Origin of the sequence: Mycobacterium colombiense (assembly GCF_001953985.1) — a bacterium.
Lineage (GTDB): Bacteria > Actinomycetota > Actinomycetes > Mycobacteriales > Mycobacteriaceae > Mycobacterium > Mycobacterium colombiense_B.
This window is the reverse complement of record NZ_MBEI01000009.1, coordinates 24945-40424: the sequence shown is the minus strand read 5'-3', so window position 1 is coordinate 40424 and position 15480 is coordinate 24945. Positions and strand designations below refer to the sequence as shown.

Below are 15480 nucleotides of genomic sequence, written 5' to 3'. Positions count from 1 at the left end.
TGCGGTTAAGCGCTAAAGCTTGCGCAGCCGCAGCCGGTTGATGGAGTGGTCGGCATCCTTGCGCAACACCAGGGTGGCGCGCGGCCGGGTCGGAAGGATGTTCTCGACCAGGTTGGGGCGGTTGATCGACCGCCAGATCTCGCGAGCGGCGGCCACCGCCTTCGTGTCGTTGAGGGCCGAGTAGTGGTGGAAGTGCGATTCGGGATCCGCGAAGGCCGTGCTGCGCATGGCCAGGAATCGCGACACGTACCACTGTTCGATGTCTTCGATTCGGGCGTCGACGTACACGCCGAAGTCGAACAGGTCCGACACCATCAGGGTCGGACCGGTCTGCAGAACGTTGAGGCCCTCCAGGATCAAGATGTCGGGGTGACGGACCACGTGCTTGGCCCCGGGGATGATGTCGTATTTCAGGTGCGAATACACCGGCGCGCACGCATAGTCCGAACCGGATTTGACCGACGTCACGAACCGCATCAGCGCGCGACGGTTGTAGCTCTCCGGAAACCCCTTGCGGTGCATCAGGTTCCGCCGGTCCAGCTCGGCGTTCGGGTAGAGGAAGCCGTCGGTGGTGACCAGGTCGACGCGCGGGTGGTGATCCCACCGCGCCAACAGGGCCTGCAGCACACGGGCGGTGGTCGACTTGCCGACCGCCACGCTGCCGGCCACCCCGATGATGAACGGCACCGGCCGGTCCGGGTTCTGCTGGGGTTCGCCGAGGAATTCGGCGGTGGCGGCGAACAATCGCTGCCGCGCCGCGACCTGCAGGTGAATGAGCCGGGCCAGCGGCAGGTAGACCTCTTCGACTTCGAGCAAGTCGATTTGTTCACCCAAACCGCGCAGGCCGACGAGCTCTTCCTCGGTGAGGGCCAGCGGCGTCGACATACGAAGCGCACGCCATTGCTTTCGGTCGAACTCCACATATGGGCTCGGCTCGCTAAGCCGCGGCATAGTGCAAGTGTTGCAGGGGCGCCGAATAGCCCGACGGCTGGGCTGGCTAAACGTGCCGCTGGATAGCGCCAGCGGCCTCGCTGCGGGGTTAGCCGGCCGACTAGTCTTGTTCTCATGTCAGCCGACTTGACCCGCACCGCCATCTCGACCACGTCACCGGGCAGCGAATACGCCGACACCGCGACCGCTGCCTACCGAGCCGCACTGCAGGTGGTCGAGTCCGTCGAACCACGCATCGCCGCGGCGACGCGCAAAGAGCTCGCTGACCAACGTGATTCGCTCAAGCTGATCGCCAGCGAGAACTACGCGTCGCCTGCGGTCTTGCTGACGATGGGCACCTGGCTGTCAGACAAATATGCCGAGGGCACCATCGGACATCGGTTCTACGCCGGATGCCAGAACGTCGACACCGTCGAAAGCGTTGCCGTCGAGCACGCCCGAGAGCTGTTCGGCGCCCCGCATGCGTACGCGCAGCCCCATTCGGGCATCGACGCCAACCTCGTTGCCTACTGGGCGATCCTGGCGACCCGGGTCGAGGCGCCGGGTCTGGCCAAGGCGGGAGTCAAGCACGTCAATGATTTGTCCGAGGCCGACTGGGAGAAGCTGCGCACCGAACTGGGCAACCAGCGGTTGTTGGGCATGTCGTTGGATGCCGGCGGCCACCTCACCCATGGCTTCCGGCCCAACATCTCCGGCAAGATGTTTCACCAGCGCAGCTACGGCACCGATCCGGACACCGGATTCGTCGACTACGGCGCAGTCGCGGCCGCCGCGCGCGAATTCAAGCCGCTGATCATCGTCGCGGGCTACTCCGCTTACCCGCGCCGGATCAACTTCGCGACGATGCGTGAAATCGCCGACGAGGTGGGCGCCACCCTGATGGTGGACATGGCGCATTTCGCGGGCCTGGTGGCGGGCAAGGTGTTCACCGGCGACGAGGACCCGGTGCCGCACGCCCACGTCACGACGACGACGACGCACAAGTCGCTGCGGGGTCCGCGTGGCGGCCTCATCCTGTGCCAACCCGAATACGCCGACGCCGTCGACAAGGGCTGCCCGATGGTGCTCGGCGGGCCGCTGTCACACGTAATGGCGGCCAAGGCCGTCGCGCTCGCCGAGGCGAGGCAACCCGCGTTCCGGGACTACGCGGCGCGGGTCGCCGACAACGCCCAGGCCCTGGCCGACGGCTTCCTTAAGCGCGACGCCCGGCTGGTTACCGGGGGCACCGACAACCACATCGTGCTGCTCGACGTCACCTCGTTTGGCTTGACTGGACGTCAAGCGGAGTCGGCGTTGCTGGACGCCGGCGTCGTCACCAACCGCAACGCCATCCCCGCCGACCCCAACGGCGCCTGGTATACCAGCGGCATCCGGCTCGGTAGCCCCGCGCTGACCACCCGCGGCTTCGGTGCCGACGACTTCGACCGAGTGGCCGAGTTGATGATCGACGTGCTGACCAACACGGAACCCGAGGGCTCCTCCAAGGCCAAGTATTCACTGGCCGACGGCACCGCCGAACGGGTCAAGGCGGCCGCGGCCGAACTATTGGCCGCCAACCCGCTTTACCCGGGCCTGACTCTCTAGGCTCGCTGTACCAAGGGCTCCAGGAGTGGAGCCAGGTCGGCTGGTAGCCGGGGCGCAGCGGCTCTGAGGACCAAAGTCACCAGTTGCGCGACACGACCCGGGCGATTTCATGAACCTGTGTACGCGGGTTACAGTTATCTCATGGCCGAAAGACCTGTTGCTAACGCGCTGACCCTGGAACTCGAGCCGGTCGTCGAAGCAAACATCGACCGCCACCTGTCCACCGAAGAACTCTGGTTCGCCCACGACTACGTGCCGTTCGACCGGGGCGAGAACTTCGCCTTCCTCGGTGGGCGCGACTGGGACCCGTCATCGATGACGCTGCCGAGGCCGCTGACGGACGCCTGCGAGATCATGCTGCTGCTCAAGGACAACCTGGCCGCGCACCACCGCGAGCTGGTCGAGCACTTCATCCTGGAGGACTACTGGGGCCGCTGGCTGGGCCGGTGGACCGCCGAGGAGCACCTGCACGCCATCGCGCTGCGCGAGTACCTGGTGGTGACCCGCGAGGTCGACCCGACCGCCAACGAAGAGGCCCGCGTCCAGTACGTCATGAAGGGCTACCGCGCCGACACCTACTCGCAGGTGGAAACGCTGGTGCACATGGCGTTCGTCGAACGCACCCACGCCGTGTTCTGTGAAAACCTGGCCGCCAAGCTCGAGGAGCCCATCCTGGCCGGCCTCGTCGACCGGATCGCCCGCGACGAGCGGCGCCACGAGGTCTTCTTCTCCAACCTCGTCGCGCACTGCCTCGAGTACACCCGCGACGAGACCATCGCGGCGATCGCCGCCCGCGCGGCCGACCTGGAGGTGCCCGGCGCCGACATCGACGCGTACGCGGACAAGGTGCAGAACGTCGAAAAGGCAGGCATTTTCGATCCGGAGCAGCTGCGTCAGGCGATCTCCGACCGCATCACCGCATGGGGGCTCGCGGACGAGCCTCAACTGCGGCAATTGATCGTCGGCTAAGCCGGCCTGCACACGCCCCTCAACGTCGACCGCCAGCCGAAGGCGGTCGCGGCTCCTCACGTCGGCGCGCCTGCACAGCGCGCATGCGGCCACGGGAGTAGCGTCGATCCCGATGGTCAGCGTCATGCTCTGCTGCCAGGGCGGCACCTCCCGTCACCACAACGGAAGGACCGGCCCCGGTCCTGGTGCTGCGGTTCCCGTCGACATGCCTGTGCGGGTCCGCGCGGGCTCATCCCGCTCGAGGAGCGCTACGTGACCGAAATCCGGACCTACGTGATCGACACTTCCGTGCTGCTGTCCGACCCCTGGGCGTGCAGCCGGTTCGCCGAACACGAGGTGGTTGTTCCGTTGGTGGTGATCAGCGAGCTGGAGGCCAAACGCCACCACCACGAGCTGGGATGGTTCGCCCGCCAGTCCTTGCGGCTGTTCGACGATCTCCGGCTGTTGCACGGACGACTGGATCAACCCATTCCCGTTGGGACGCAGGGCGGTTCGTTGCACGTTGAGCTCAACCACACGGACCCGTCGGTGTTGCCGGCGGGCTTCCGCAGCGATAGCAACGACTCCCGGATCCTGAGCTGCGCCGCCAACCTCGCCGCCGAAGGCAAGCGAGTTACGTTGGTCAGCAAGGACATTCCGCTTCGCGTCAAGGCCGCCGCGGTGGGTCTGGCGGCTGACGAGTACCACGCCCAGGACGTGGTGGCCTCCGGGTGGTCGGGGATGCGCGAGATCGAGACCGCCACCGAGGACATCGACGCGCTGTTCACCGACGGCGAGATCGATCTGGTGGAAGCGCGAGACCTGCCCTGCCACACCGGTGTTCGGCTGCTCGGCGGAAGCTCTCACGCGCTGGGCCGGGTCAACGCGGACAAACGCGTCCAGCTGGTGCGCGGCGACCGCGAGGTGTTCGGGCTGCGCGGGCGGTCCGCCGAACAGCGCGTGGCGCTGGACCTGCTGCTCGACGAGTCGGTGGGCATCGTGTCGCTGGGCGGCAAGGCGGGCACGGGCAAATCGGCGCTCGCGTTGTGCGCCGGCCTGGAGGCGGTGCTCGAGCGGCGGACCCAGCGCAAGGTGGTGGTCTTCCGGCCGCTCTACGCCGTCGGCGGTCAGGAGCTCGGATACCTGCCCGGCAGCGAGAGCGAAAAGATGGGGCCGTGGGCGCAGGCCGTCTTCGACACCCTCGAGGGTCTGGCCAGCCCGGCGGTGCTCGAGGAAGTGCTGTCCCGCGGCATGCTCGAGGTGCTGCCACTGACCCACATCCGGGGCCGGTCGCTGCACGACTCGTTCGTGATCGTCGACGAGGCGCAGTCGCTGGAACGCAACGTCCTTTTGACCGTGCTGTCCAGGCTGGGCACCGGATCGCGGGTGGTGTTGACGCACGACATCGCGCAGCGCGACAACCTGCGGGTGGGTCGCCACGACGGGGTCGCGGCGGTGATCGAGAAGCTCAAGGGCCATCCGCTGTTCGCCCACATCACGCTGTTGCGCAGCGAGCGGTCCCCGATTGCCGCCCTGGTCACCGAGATGCTCGAGGAGATCGCCGGACCGCAGTGAGGGCGCCTGACCAGCGCGCTCGACCCCGGGTAGGCCTCCCTTCGATAAACTTCCACGGTGGCGAAACGACCCGACACTCAAGCCTGGCGCTACTGGCGCACGGTTGTCGGTGTGGCGGCGGCGGTCGCGGTGCTGGTGATCGGCGGGCTCACGGGTCACGTGACGCGCGCCGACGATCTCAGCTGTTCGGTCATCAAGTGCGTCGCGTTGACGTTCGACGACGGGCCGGGGCCGTTCGACGAGCGGCTGCTGCAAATCCTGAAGGAAAACGACGCCAAGGCCACCTTCTTCCTGATCGGCAACAAGGTGGCCGCCAACCCGGCCGGGGCCAAGCGCATTGCCGACGCGGGGATGGAGATCGGCAGCCACACCTGGGAACACCCCAACATGACCACGATCCCGCGCGAGGACATCGCCGCCCAGTTCTCCAAGGCCAACGACGCGATCACCGCCGCGACCGGCCGCACCCCGAACCTGTATCGCCCCGCGGGCGGCTTGTCCGACCCGGTGGTGCGCCAGGCCGCCGGCCAATTCGGTCTGGCCGAAATCCTTTGGGATGTAATCCCTTTCGATTGGGCGAACGACTCGAACACGGCGGCGACGCGCTACATGCTGATGACCTACATCAAGCCCGGGTCGGTGGTCCTGCTGCACAGCACCTACTCGAGCACCGTCGACCTGGTGTATCAGTTCATCCCGGTGCTCAAGGCCAACGGCTACCGGTTGGTGACGGTCAGCGACCTGCTGGGATCGCGTTCTCCCGGCAGCAGTTACGGCAGCCGGGAGAACGGCCCGCCCGTCAACGGCCTGCACGACATCCCGCCCGGCGACATCCCCACGCTGCCCAACACGCCCTCACCGAAACCGATGCCGAATTTCCCGATCACCGACATCCCAGGGCAGAACTCAGGCGGGCCGAACAACGGTGCGTAGGGCAAATTTCGGACCAGACGCGGCTACCTTCATAGGGTGATCACCGTGGGCTGGCTTCGGGATCGGCTTCCGCCATCGTGGCGTGGGGCACGGCAGCCCGCCACGGGGCAACGAAAGTCCTTTCGACGGTGGTTGTTTCAATACGGGTTCGATATGAGCCTGTCCTACGTGCTGGCCGTCGTCGAGGCGGCGGCCATCCTTATTCCGTTGCGGGGCCACACTTCCGTCGGCGCCAACGCGGACTTCGCGCGGCAGAACACCGCGCCTGTGGTGCTGCTCATCGCGCTGGGCATCGTCAGCGTCGCGGTGGCCGGCGCCGTCAGCCTGGCGCCCACCGTGCGCTGGTACGTCGCGGGTAAGGAACCCACCCCGCAACAACGCGAAGCCGTGATGAAGCTGGCCGGACGCCAGTCGGCGATCCTGGTGACATCCTGGGCGATGACCGGCGGAATCTTCATCCTGCTGAATCGAACCGGAGGGCCGCGACTTCTGCTGCCCATCGTGCTCGGCGTGCTGCTCGGCGGATCGGCGGCCGCCGGCACCGGGATGCTTCTCGCGCAACGCACCCTGCGGCCCATCATGCGAGCGGCCACGCTGGGCGCCGAGCCGCGGCTGGCGGTGCCGAGCGTGTACGCGCGGCTGGTTCTGCTGTGGTTCTTGTGCAGCGCCTTTCCCATCGCCGTCATCGCGACGCTGGTGGTTCTGCGCTCGTATGGCTGGCTGATCGAGAAGTCGGCCTCGCTGGACGTGCCGATTCTGGTGGTGTCGCTGGCGGCGCTGGTGCTCGGGCTGCCCACGATGATCCTGACCTCGCGGTCCATTTCGGATCCGGTCGGCGAGGTCGTCGACGCGATGGCCGAGGTCGAGCATGGGCGCATGGAAACGTATGTCGGCGCCTACGAACGCTCCCAAATCGGGCGGCTGCAAACGGGATTCAACCGAATGGTGGCGGGCCTCGCCGAGCGTGACCGGCTGCGTGACCTGTTCGGCCGCCATGTCGGCGCCGACGTCGCGCAACGCGCCCTCACCGAGGGCGCCACGCTGTCGGGCGACGTGGTCGAAGCGGCGGTGCTTTTCATCGACCTGGTGGGGTCCACCCAGCTTGCCGAAAGCCGCCCCCCGCAAGAGGTCGCGGAGGTGCTCAACGACTTCTTCCGGATCGTCGTGCACGCCGTGGACGAACACCACGGACTGATCAACAAGTTCGCCGGCGATGCCGCACTGGCCGTCTTCGGGGTGCCGTTGCCGATCAGCGAGCCCGCATCGTCGGCGTTGGCGACCGCCCGCACGCTCGGCTCCCAACTGCGGGCGCTGCCGGTCGATTTCGGCATCGGTGTGTCGGCGGGTCGGGTGTTCGCCGGCAACGTCGGCGCCGAAAACCGGTACGAATACACCGTGATCGGTGACGCAGTCAACGAAGCCGCGCGGCTGGCCGACCTCGCCAAAACCTCGGACCGACGGATTCTGTGCTCGGCAGGCGCCATCGAGGCCGCGGGTGAGGCCGAGTGCGCGCAGTGGGCCGAATGCTATTCCACCGTGCTGCGCGGGCGATCCGAGGCCACCCACGTCTCGGCGCCGACCGGTTCGGCCGGCTAGCCGGGCATACCCCGCGTCAGGACTTCGAGACCTTCAGCGCGGCAATAATGTTGCCGACGAGGCCCGCCGAGGCGGCGTCACCGATGGGTGTGCTGCCGATGAAGACCGTGACCGGCTTGGTGTCGACGGCGATGATGGTGACGGAGTCGCCCTTGACGTTGCGACTGGGATCGGCGATCGTGACGTCGGCGTCGACCCGGGCGGCCTTGGTGCCGTCGACGGTGATCGACGACGACTTCGTCGGTCCGAGCGTGGGCTGGGCGTTCGCGTAGCCGGGGCCCGCGACGATGCATTGCATCAACTTCGTGGCTTGCGCCGTAAGGTCCATGCTGGAAACGAAATTGGTGACGCCGACCTCGGCCGTCATCATCCACTGATTGGCTCCGGGCACGTCCTGGGCGACCCCCAGCCCGCCGATCAGGTTCGGCCCCTGGTCGTCGGAGAACACCGTCCAGCCGCCCGGTGCCGCACTGGCGGGGAACGAAAGCTTGCCGGCGGAGATCGAGTCGCTCCGCGGCATCTCACCGCCGGACACGTTCGGGGTGCAGTCGGTCGCGTTCTGCGCGGAGTTCTTCGGCTGCGAGACCGAGGTGCTCGTTGCCGAGGGCGCGGTGCCCGGCTTGTTGTCATGGCCGCCCCGCATCACCAGCAGCGTCGCCACCAGCGCGATGATCGCCAGCACAACCAGACCGGCGACGATCAGCCACGGCAGCTTCGAGCCGGACCCACCCGGCGGCGGCCCCGGAGGATAGGGCCCGCCCGGGCCACCCGGCGGAAACGGTTGTCCGGGTTGGGGATACTGCTGATACGGGTACTGCCCACCCGGCGGCGGGTAGCCGTACGGACCGCCCTGCGGGTACGGTCCGGGACCGCCCTGTGGGTAAGGACCGGGACCACCTGGCGGATAGGGGCCAGGACCACCTGGCGGGTAGGGACCGGGACCGCCCTGCGGCTGGCCGCCCCAATTCGGGTCCTGCCCATACGGATTGCTTCCGTAGGGCCCCTGACCGTAGGGACCACCGGGAGGAGCCGTCATGGAAAACCACCCTTACTCTCGTCGACCACCGCCGTTACCCCCGGACGGGCGGCTCAGTCTTCGGGCTTGACCTTGGCCATCGCCAGCACGTCGAGCCGCCGGTCGAGTTCCTCGATCGACAACTTGTCGCCGATCAGGCCGCGATCGATCACGGTCTGACGAATCGTCTTGCGCTCCTTGAGCGCTTGCTTGGCCACCGCGGCGGCCTCCTCGTAGCCGATCGCCGAGTTCAGCGGCGTCACGATGGACGGCGACGACTCGGCCAGCTCGCGCAGGTGCTCCACATTGGCGGCCAGTCCGGTGATGCAACGCTCCGCGAACAGCTTCGACACGTTGGTCAGCAGCTTGAAGGACTCGAGGATGTTGCGGGCCATCATCGGGATGTAGACGTTGAGTTCGAACGCGCCGTTTCCACCGCCCCACGCGACGGCGGCATCGTTGCCGATCACCTGCGCGGCGACCTGCGTGACCGCCTCGGGCAGAACGGGATTGACCTTGCCCGGCATGATCGAGCTACCCGGCTGCAGGTCGGGCAGCTGGATCTCGGCCAGGCCGGTCAGCGGGCCCGACCCCATCCAGCGCACGTCGTTGGCGATCTTGGTCAGCGACACCGCGATGGTGCGCAGCGCGCCGGAAGCCTCGACAAGGCCGTCACGCGCCGCCTGCGCCTCGAATGAATTTGCCGCCGTGCGCAATTCGCTCAGACCGGTGGAGGCGACCAACGTTTCGACCACCTTGGCGCCGAAGCCGTCGGGAGCGTTCAGGCCGGTGCCGACCGCGGTGCCGCCGATGGCCAGCTCGCCGAGCCGGGGCAGCGTCGCGCGCACCCGCTCGATGCCCGCCTCGATCTGCCGGGCGTATCCGCTGAATTCCTGACCGAGCGTCACCGGGACGGCGTCCATCAGGTGGGTGCGACCCGACTTGACCACGGTGTGCCACTCGCGGGCCTTGCCCGCCAGCGCGGCGTGCAGCACCTCGAGGGCGGGGATGAGATGACGCACGGCGGCCTCGGTGGCCGCGATGTGCGTCGCGGTGGGGAAAGTGTCATTCGACGACTGCGACATGTTGACGTCGTCGTTGGGGTGCACCGTCACACCGTTGGCGGCCGCGATGCTGGCGATCACCTCGTTGGTGTTCATGTTGGAGCTGGTGCCCGAACCGGTCTGGAAGACGTCGATGGGGAACTGGTCGTCGTGCTGGCCGTCGGCGATCTCGGCAGCCGCGGCGATGATCGCGTCGGCCTTCTCCGGCGCCAGCAACCCGAGGTCCTTGTTGACCTGCGCGCAGGCGCCCTTCAGCAAGCCCAACGCGCGGATCTGGGTGCGTTCCAGGCCGCGGCCCGAGATCGGGAAGTTCTCGACCGCCCGCTGGGTTTGCGCGCGCCACAACGCTTTTGCGGGTACGCGCACCTCACCCATGGTGTCGTGCTCGATGCGGTGCTCGGTGTCTTCGACGTTTTCAGCGCCCATAAAGCGGCTTCCTCGTTCTTCGGTCGGTGGTCAGGGCAGGGGATAGGCGGCGGAGGTATCGCCGGTGAAGTCGATGGCGGAGTACTCGTTGAGTTTCGAAAGGCGGTGGTAGGCCTCGATCATCCGGACCGTTCCCGACTTCGACCGCATCACGATCGACTGCGTGGTGCAGCCGCCGGGGTAGTACTGCACTCCCTTGAGCAGGTCGCCGTTGGTGACCCCGGTGGCGCAGAAGAACACGTTCTCACCGGAGACCAAGTCCTCGGTGGTCAGCACGCGGTCGAGGTCGTAGCCGGCGTCGATGGCCTTCTGGCGTTCCTCGTCGTCCGTCGGTGCCAGCTGCGCCTGGATGGCACCGCCCATGCAGCGGATCGCGGCCGCGGCGATGATGCCCTCCGGCGTGCCGCCGATCCCAGCCAGCATGTCGGTGCCCGAGTGCGGCCGGCAGGCCGAGATGGCTCCGGCAACGTCACCGTCGGTGATCAGCCGGATGCGGGCTCCGGTCGCCCGGACCTCGTGGATCAGCTGGGCATGCCTCGGCCGGTCCAAGATGCAGACGGTCATGTCTCGCACCGACAGCGCCTTGACCTTGGCGACGGCCTTGATGTTCTCGGCGATCGGGGCGGTGATGTCGAGCACGTGCCCGGCCTCGGGCCCGACGGCGATCTTGTTCATGTAGAACACCGCGGACGGGTCGAACATCGCGCCGCGGTCGGCCACCGCCAGCACGGAGATGGCGTTGGGCATGCCCTTGCTCATCAGCGTGGTGCCGTCGATCGGGTCGACGGCGAAGTCGCACTCCGCGCCGTCGCCGTTGCCGACCTCCTCGCCGTTGTAGAGCATCGGCGCGTGGTCCTTCTCACCCTCGCCGATGACGACGACCCCGCGCATCGAGACCGTGTTGACCAGCTCACGCATCGCGTCGACGGCCGCCCCGTCGCCGCCCTCTTTGTCGCCGCGGCCAACCCAGCGACCTGCGGCCATGGCACCGGCCTCGGTGACCCGCACCAGCTCCAACGCCAGGTTGCGGTCCGGGGCCTCACCGCGCGGTCGCCCCTGCGCTGGGGCCCGGCCGGCGGTGGCGGTCGAGTGGTTGCCCTCAACTGTCATGGTTGGGATTGTCCCAGAAGCGGATCGCTCCGCTGGAACTGGGATACTTGGGGGATGACGGAGGAGCCACCGCTGAATGCCCAGCTTGATGGGAACGTGGCCGGCGCGCCGTCCCCCCAACCAGGACCGGCGCCCAGGCCGGCGAAGCCCCGGCTGTTGCAGGACGGCCGGGACATGTTCTGGTCCCTGATTCCGCTGGTCATCGGGTGCGTCGTGCTGGCCGGAATGCTGGGCATGTGCTCGTTTCAGCTGGGCCACCACGAGGGCCCCATCCCGTCTTATGACGCGGGCGCGTCCCTGCGCGCCGACGCTTCCGCGCTCGGCTTTCCCATCCGCCAACCCCGGCTGCCCGCCGGCTGGCAGGCCAACTCCGGCCACCGCGGTGGCATCCAGGGCGGGCGGACCGACCCCGCCACCGGCCAGCGAGTGAACGCGCCCATCTCGGTCGTCGGCTACATCAGTCCGACCGGCATGTATCTGAGCCTGACCCAGAGCGACGCCGACGAGGACAAGCTCATCAACTCGATTCATCCGTCGGCCTTCCCGACCGGGGCGGTCGACGTCGCCGGAACCAGCTGGGTGGTCTATCAGGGTTCCGGCCAGGACGGCGCGGATGCCGAGCCGGTATGGACGACCCGGCTCAGCGGCCCGGGCGGTGTCACCCAAATTGCGATAACCGGCGCCGGAAACACCGATCAATTCCGTACGCTGGCCTCGGCGACGCAATCGCAACCGCCTTTGCCAAGCCGCTAGCTCACCCGCGCAAGCAAGGGGTCCTGTCGACGTGACTGCACCAGAGGCTGATCTGTCCGGATGGTCGGCGGCACCGTTCAGCGGTGGCGGGTACACCCACGACGTCTACCGCAAGGGCAGCGGCCCGGGCGTGGTGCTGATACCCGAGATCCCCGGAATCCATCCCGGCGTGCTCGCCCTGGGTAATCACCTGGTGGACAACGGCTTCACCGTCGCGATGCCGTCACTGTTCGGCGAGCCGGGCAAGGCCAAGACGGCCGGTTACATCGCTGGTTCCCTCGGGCGAGTATGCGTGGCAAGGGAATTCGCCGCACTCGCGCTGAACAAGCAGCGGCCGGTGTCGCTGTTCCTGCGTGCCCTGGCCCGCGATCTCAACGCATCGACGCCGGGCAAGGGTGTCGGCGTGATCGGCCAGTGCTTCACCGGCGGGTTCGCGCTGGCCGCCGCGGTCGACGACAGCGTGCTGGCGCCGGTGCTTTCGCAGCCGTCGGTCCCGTTCCCGCTGGGTGCCGCCCGGCGCCGGGACCCCGGCCTGAGCAAATCCGAACTTGCCACCGTGGCCGACCGGTGCGCCAACGACGGCCTGTGCGCCATGGGCCTGCGGTTCAGCGAGGACAAGACGGCGCCCGCCGAGCGGTTCGTGACGCTCAAGCAGCGCCTCGGCGACGCCTTCGAGGTGATCGACATCGACTCGGGCCCAAACAATCAGCACGGCTTCGGCAAGATGGCGCACTCGGTGCTCACCGACGAGGTCCGCGAGGTCGACGGCCACCCCGCCTACGAGGCCCGTAAGCGAGTGGTCGAGTTCCTCACGCAACGCCTGTTCTAGGTCCTTCAGGAGATTTCGCACGCGCATGGCAATCGACGACCTGGTGGTCGAAACCAACTACGGCCCGGTCCGGGGCATCGAAGAGGACAACGTCAAGGCGTGGAAGGGCATTCGGTACGCGGCGGCCCCCATCGGCGAGTTGCGTTTCCGGGCGCCCCAGCCGCCCCCGCGGAGTACGGCGGTCGCCGACGCCACCGCGTTCGGGCCGGCCTGCCCGCAACCCGTATTTCCCAACATGCCACTGGATCTGGGCGCGCCACAGGGTGACGATTGCTTGCGGCTCAACGTCTGGGCGTCCGCTGACACCCGGCCCGGCGACGCCAAGCCGGTGATGGTCTGGCTACACGGCGGCGCCTACGTCCTGGGGTCGAGCAGCCAGACGCTGTATGACGGCCGCAGGCTGGTCAGCCACGGCGACGTCGTCGTGGTGACCGTCAACTATCGGCTCGGGGTGCTCGGCTTTCTCGACCTGTCGTCGTTCGACAGCGCGGGGCGGAATTTCGACTCCAACGTCGGCTTGCGCGACGTGTTGGCGGCGCTGGAGTGGGTGCGCGACAATATCGCGGCCTTCGGCGGCGATCCGCGGCGGGTCACCCTGTTCGGCGAGTCCGCAGGGGCCGGGATCGTCACGACGCTGCTGGCCAGCCCCGCGGCCGAGGGGCTGTTCGGTGCGGCGATCGCGCAAAGTTCGCCGGCCACTTCGGTTTACGACCGCGAGCGGGCCGCCCTGGTGGCCCAGGCCTTCCTCGACCAGCTGGGAATCGGCCCGTCGGAATCGCAGAAGCTGCTCGAAATTCCCATGGCGGCGATCCTGGCCGCGTCGCAACAGGTGTTCGACGAAGTGCCGGTGCGCAACCCGGGAAGGCTGGCGTTCGTCCCGATCGTCGACGGCGACGTGCTGGCCGACTACCCGGTCAAGCTGGCGCAGGAGGGCCGCTCACATCCGGTCCCGCTGATCATCGGCACCAACAAGCATGAGGCGGCGCTGTTTCGGTTGATGCGCTCGCCGCTGATGCCGATCACACCGAGCGCAATCACGTCGATGTTCAACCAGATCGCCGCCGAACAACCCGATCTGCAGTTGCCCACCGAAGAAGTGATCGGCTCGGCGTATTCGCGAATGCGGCGCAAGGCAAGGAGTTTGAGCATCGCGACCGACGTCGGCTTCCGGATGCCGTCGGTGTGGCTCGCCGAGGGCCACAGCCGGGTGGCGCCGGTCTATCTGTACCGGTTCGATTACGCCACCCCGTTGCTGAAGCTGCTGATGGTCAACGCCGCGCATGCCACCGAATTGCCTTACGTGTGGGGCACTCTCGGTGCGCCCAAGGATCCCACCTTGAAGCTCGGCGGTACCAAAGCCGCCAAGGCGGTATCCAAGAGGGTGCGCGCCCGGTGGATCAACTTCGCCGCGCACGGCACGCCCGCGGGTCCCGCCGGTGAGCCGGAGTGGACGCAGTACGCCCAGGACGACCGTTCCTGCCTGATCATCGGCCGCACCGACGCCCTCGCACACGACGTCGATGCCGAGATCCGCGCGGCCTGGGGCAGCGAGATGGTGAGCTTCCGCTAGGCGGATGCCTTGCCCGCCAGGACTTGTCGCTTCATCTCGTGGAACATCTCGACGTAGTACGACAGGCATTCCGAGAGCGCCTGCTCGGTGTTGAACAGGGGCTGATATCCGAGATCGCGCGACGCCTTGGCGATGGAGAAGAAGTTGTCCAGATACAGCCGCTCGACGGCGAGCGGCTCGAGCAGCGGCGCCGGTATCCCGAACCGGAAATGCAGCCGCTGCCAACCCGTCATCGCCGCGCGCACGATGGGGCCGTTCACCCGGACCCGCGGCCACTTCTCCCCGCAGGCTTCGACGACCGGCCTGGCGAACTCGAACATGTTGATCGGCTCGGCGTCGTTGATGAAGTACGCCTGGCCGGGCGCGGTGCCGCCCGGCGTCAGGTGCTCGGCCGCCAGGATGAAACCGTGAATCAGGTTGTGCACATAGGAGTTATCCAGCCGGGCCGATTTGCGCCCGATCAGCACCTTGACGTGGCCGGCGATCACGCTCTCGAACAGCTTGCGGAACATCGTCTGGTCGCCACGGCCCCAGATGCCGCTGGGCCGGATCGCGCACGTCAACAGTCCGTCAACCCCGTTCTGGCCTAAGACGAATCGCTCGGCGATCACCTTGGTCTCGGTGTACAGGTCGTTGAACCGGTTGGTGTAGGGCAGCGTCTCGTCGCCGCCGGCGATGTTCTGGCCACCCATGACGACACTATTGGACGACGTGTAGACGAAGCGCTGCACCCCAGCCGCCTGTCCGGCGCGGACCAGGTTCTCGGTGCCCCCGACGTTGACCCCGAAGCTGCGCTGCCGATACTCATCGGTCACCGACGCGCCGCCCATCAGATCGATGATCGCCGCGGTGTGGAAGACGGTGTCGATGCCGTCGACCGCCCGCGCGCACACAGCTGTGTCGGTGATGTCGCCCTGCAGCACCTCCAGCCGCGGGTGTGGCGGCAGCGGTGAGGGCGCACGGTCGAAGGAGCGGACCTGATGCCCGCGGTCGAGCAAGGTGGTTACCAGGTTGGCGCCGACGAATCCGGACCCCCCGGTGACCAGGACACGGCCGAGTTCGGCCGTCAGTGATGCATCACCCATGGTTGAGAGCATAACTGAAACGTGTTCCAGTTTCGAAAAAA

The 15480-nt window shown here is 67.5% G+C and carries 13 protein-coding genes; 8 read left to right on the top strand and 5 right to left on the bottom strand.

Annotated elements, in window-relative coordinates; genetic code table 11:
- Positions 1–12: 12 nt before the first annotated feature.
- The gene (gene coaA, locus A5732_RS02440) at positions 13–951 is read right to left on the bottom strand and encodes a type I pantothenate kinase (RefSeq protein WP_044487112.1); all 939 of its coding nucleotides are present in this window, start codon (positions 949–951) and stop codon (positions 13–15) included.
- A 114-nt stretch (positions 952–1065) separates the two neighbouring features.
- On the opposite strand from coaA, the gene A5732_RS02435 reads away from it, so the two are divergent.
- The 5 genes from A5732_RS02435 to A5732_RS02415 all read left to right on the top strand — a co-directional run bounded on the left by A5732_RS02435 (position 1066) and on the right by A5732_RS02415 (position 7587).
- Positions 1066–2535 (top strand): glycine hydroxymethyltransferase, encoded by a 1470-nt coding sequence (locus A5732_RS02435; RefSeq protein ID WP_076050918.1) that lies wholly within the window; start codon positions 1066–1068, stop codon positions 2533–2535.
- Positions 2536–2676: 141 nt separating this feature from the next.
- Positions 2677–3504, top strand: coding sequence for an acyl-ACP desaturase (locus A5732_RS02430; protein ID WP_065055752.1), 828 nt, complete (start codon positions 2677–2679; stop codon positions 3502–3504).
- 252 nt (positions 3505–3756) lie between these two features.
- Entirely contained in the window at positions 3757–5058 is a 1302-nt protein-coding gene (locus tag A5732_RS02425; RefSeq protein ID WP_007776610.1) for a PhoH family protein, read from the top strand.
- A 57-nt stretch (positions 5059–5115) separates the two neighbouring features.
- Positions 5116–5991, top strand: coding sequence for a polysaccharide deacetylase family protein (locus A5732_RS02420; RefSeq protein ID WP_075234343.1), 876 nt, complete (start codon positions 5116–5118; stop codon positions 5989–5991).
- Between the two features lie 153 nt (positions 5992–6144).
- The gene (locus tag A5732_RS02415; RefSeq protein WP_081388707.1) at positions 6145–7587 is read left to right on the top strand and encodes an adenylate/guanylate cyclase domain-containing protein; all 1443 of its coding nucleotides are present in this window, start codon (positions 6145–6147) and stop codon (positions 7585–7587) included.
- A 16-nt stretch (positions 7588–7603) separates the two neighbouring features.
- On the opposite strand, the gene A5732_RS02410 is transcribed toward A5732_RS02415, so the two are convergent.
- From A5732_RS02410 to glpX, 3 genes are read right to left on the bottom strand one after another with little or no spacing between them, the layout of a single operon-like run.
- On the bottom strand, positions 7604–8623 hold the full coding sequence (locus A5732_RS02410; protein ID WP_076100430.1) for a hypothetical protein: 1020 nt from the start codon (positions 8621–8623) through the stop codon (positions 7604–7606).
- Between the two features lie 53 nt (positions 8624–8676).
- Entirely contained in the window at positions 8677–10092 is a 1416-nt protein-coding gene (locus A5732_RS02405) for a class II fumarate hydratase (RefSeq protein ID WP_076100427.1), read from the bottom strand.
- Positions 10093–10122: 30 nt separating this feature from the next.
- Entirely contained in the window at positions 10123–11202 is a 1080-nt protein-coding gene (glpX, locus tag A5732_RS02400) for a class II fructose-bisphosphatase (protein WP_142248473.1), read from the bottom strand.
- A 54-nt stretch (positions 11203–11256) separates the two neighbouring features.
- On the opposite strand from glpX, the gene A5732_RS02395 reads away from it, so the two are divergent.
- From A5732_RS02395 to A5732_RS02385, 3 genes are read left to right on the top strand one after another with little or no spacing between them, the layout of a single operon-like run.
- Positions 11257–11955 carry a DUF4245 domain-containing protein gene (locus A5732_RS02395; protein WP_076050915.1) on the top strand — a complete coding sequence of 233 codons (699 nt, stop codon included), beginning with the start codon at positions 11257–11259 and terminating at the stop codon, positions 11953–11955.
- A 31-nt stretch (positions 11956–11986) separates the two neighbouring features.
- Positions 11987–12784, top strand: coding sequence for a dienelactone hydrolase family protein (locus tag A5732_RS02390; RefSeq protein WP_076100424.1), 798 nt, complete (start codon positions 11987–11989; stop codon positions 12782–12784).
- Positions 12785–12809: 25 nt separating this feature from the next.
- Positions 12810–14354, top strand: coding sequence for a carboxylesterase/lipase family protein (locus tag A5732_RS02385; RefSeq protein WP_076100421.1), 1545 nt, complete (start codon positions 12810–12812; stop codon positions 14352–14354).
- Here A5732_RS02385 and A5732_RS02380 read toward each other — a convergent pair.
- The gene (locus A5732_RS02380) at positions 14351–15451 is read right to left on the bottom strand and encodes a 3-beta-hydroxysteroid dehydrogenase (RefSeq protein ID WP_076100419.1); all 1101 of its coding nucleotides are present in this window, start codon (positions 15449–15451) and stop codon (positions 14351–14353) included. The genes A5732_RS02385 and A5732_RS02380 overlap by 4 nt on opposite strands.
- Between the last annotated feature and the right edge of the window lie 29 nt (positions 15452–15480).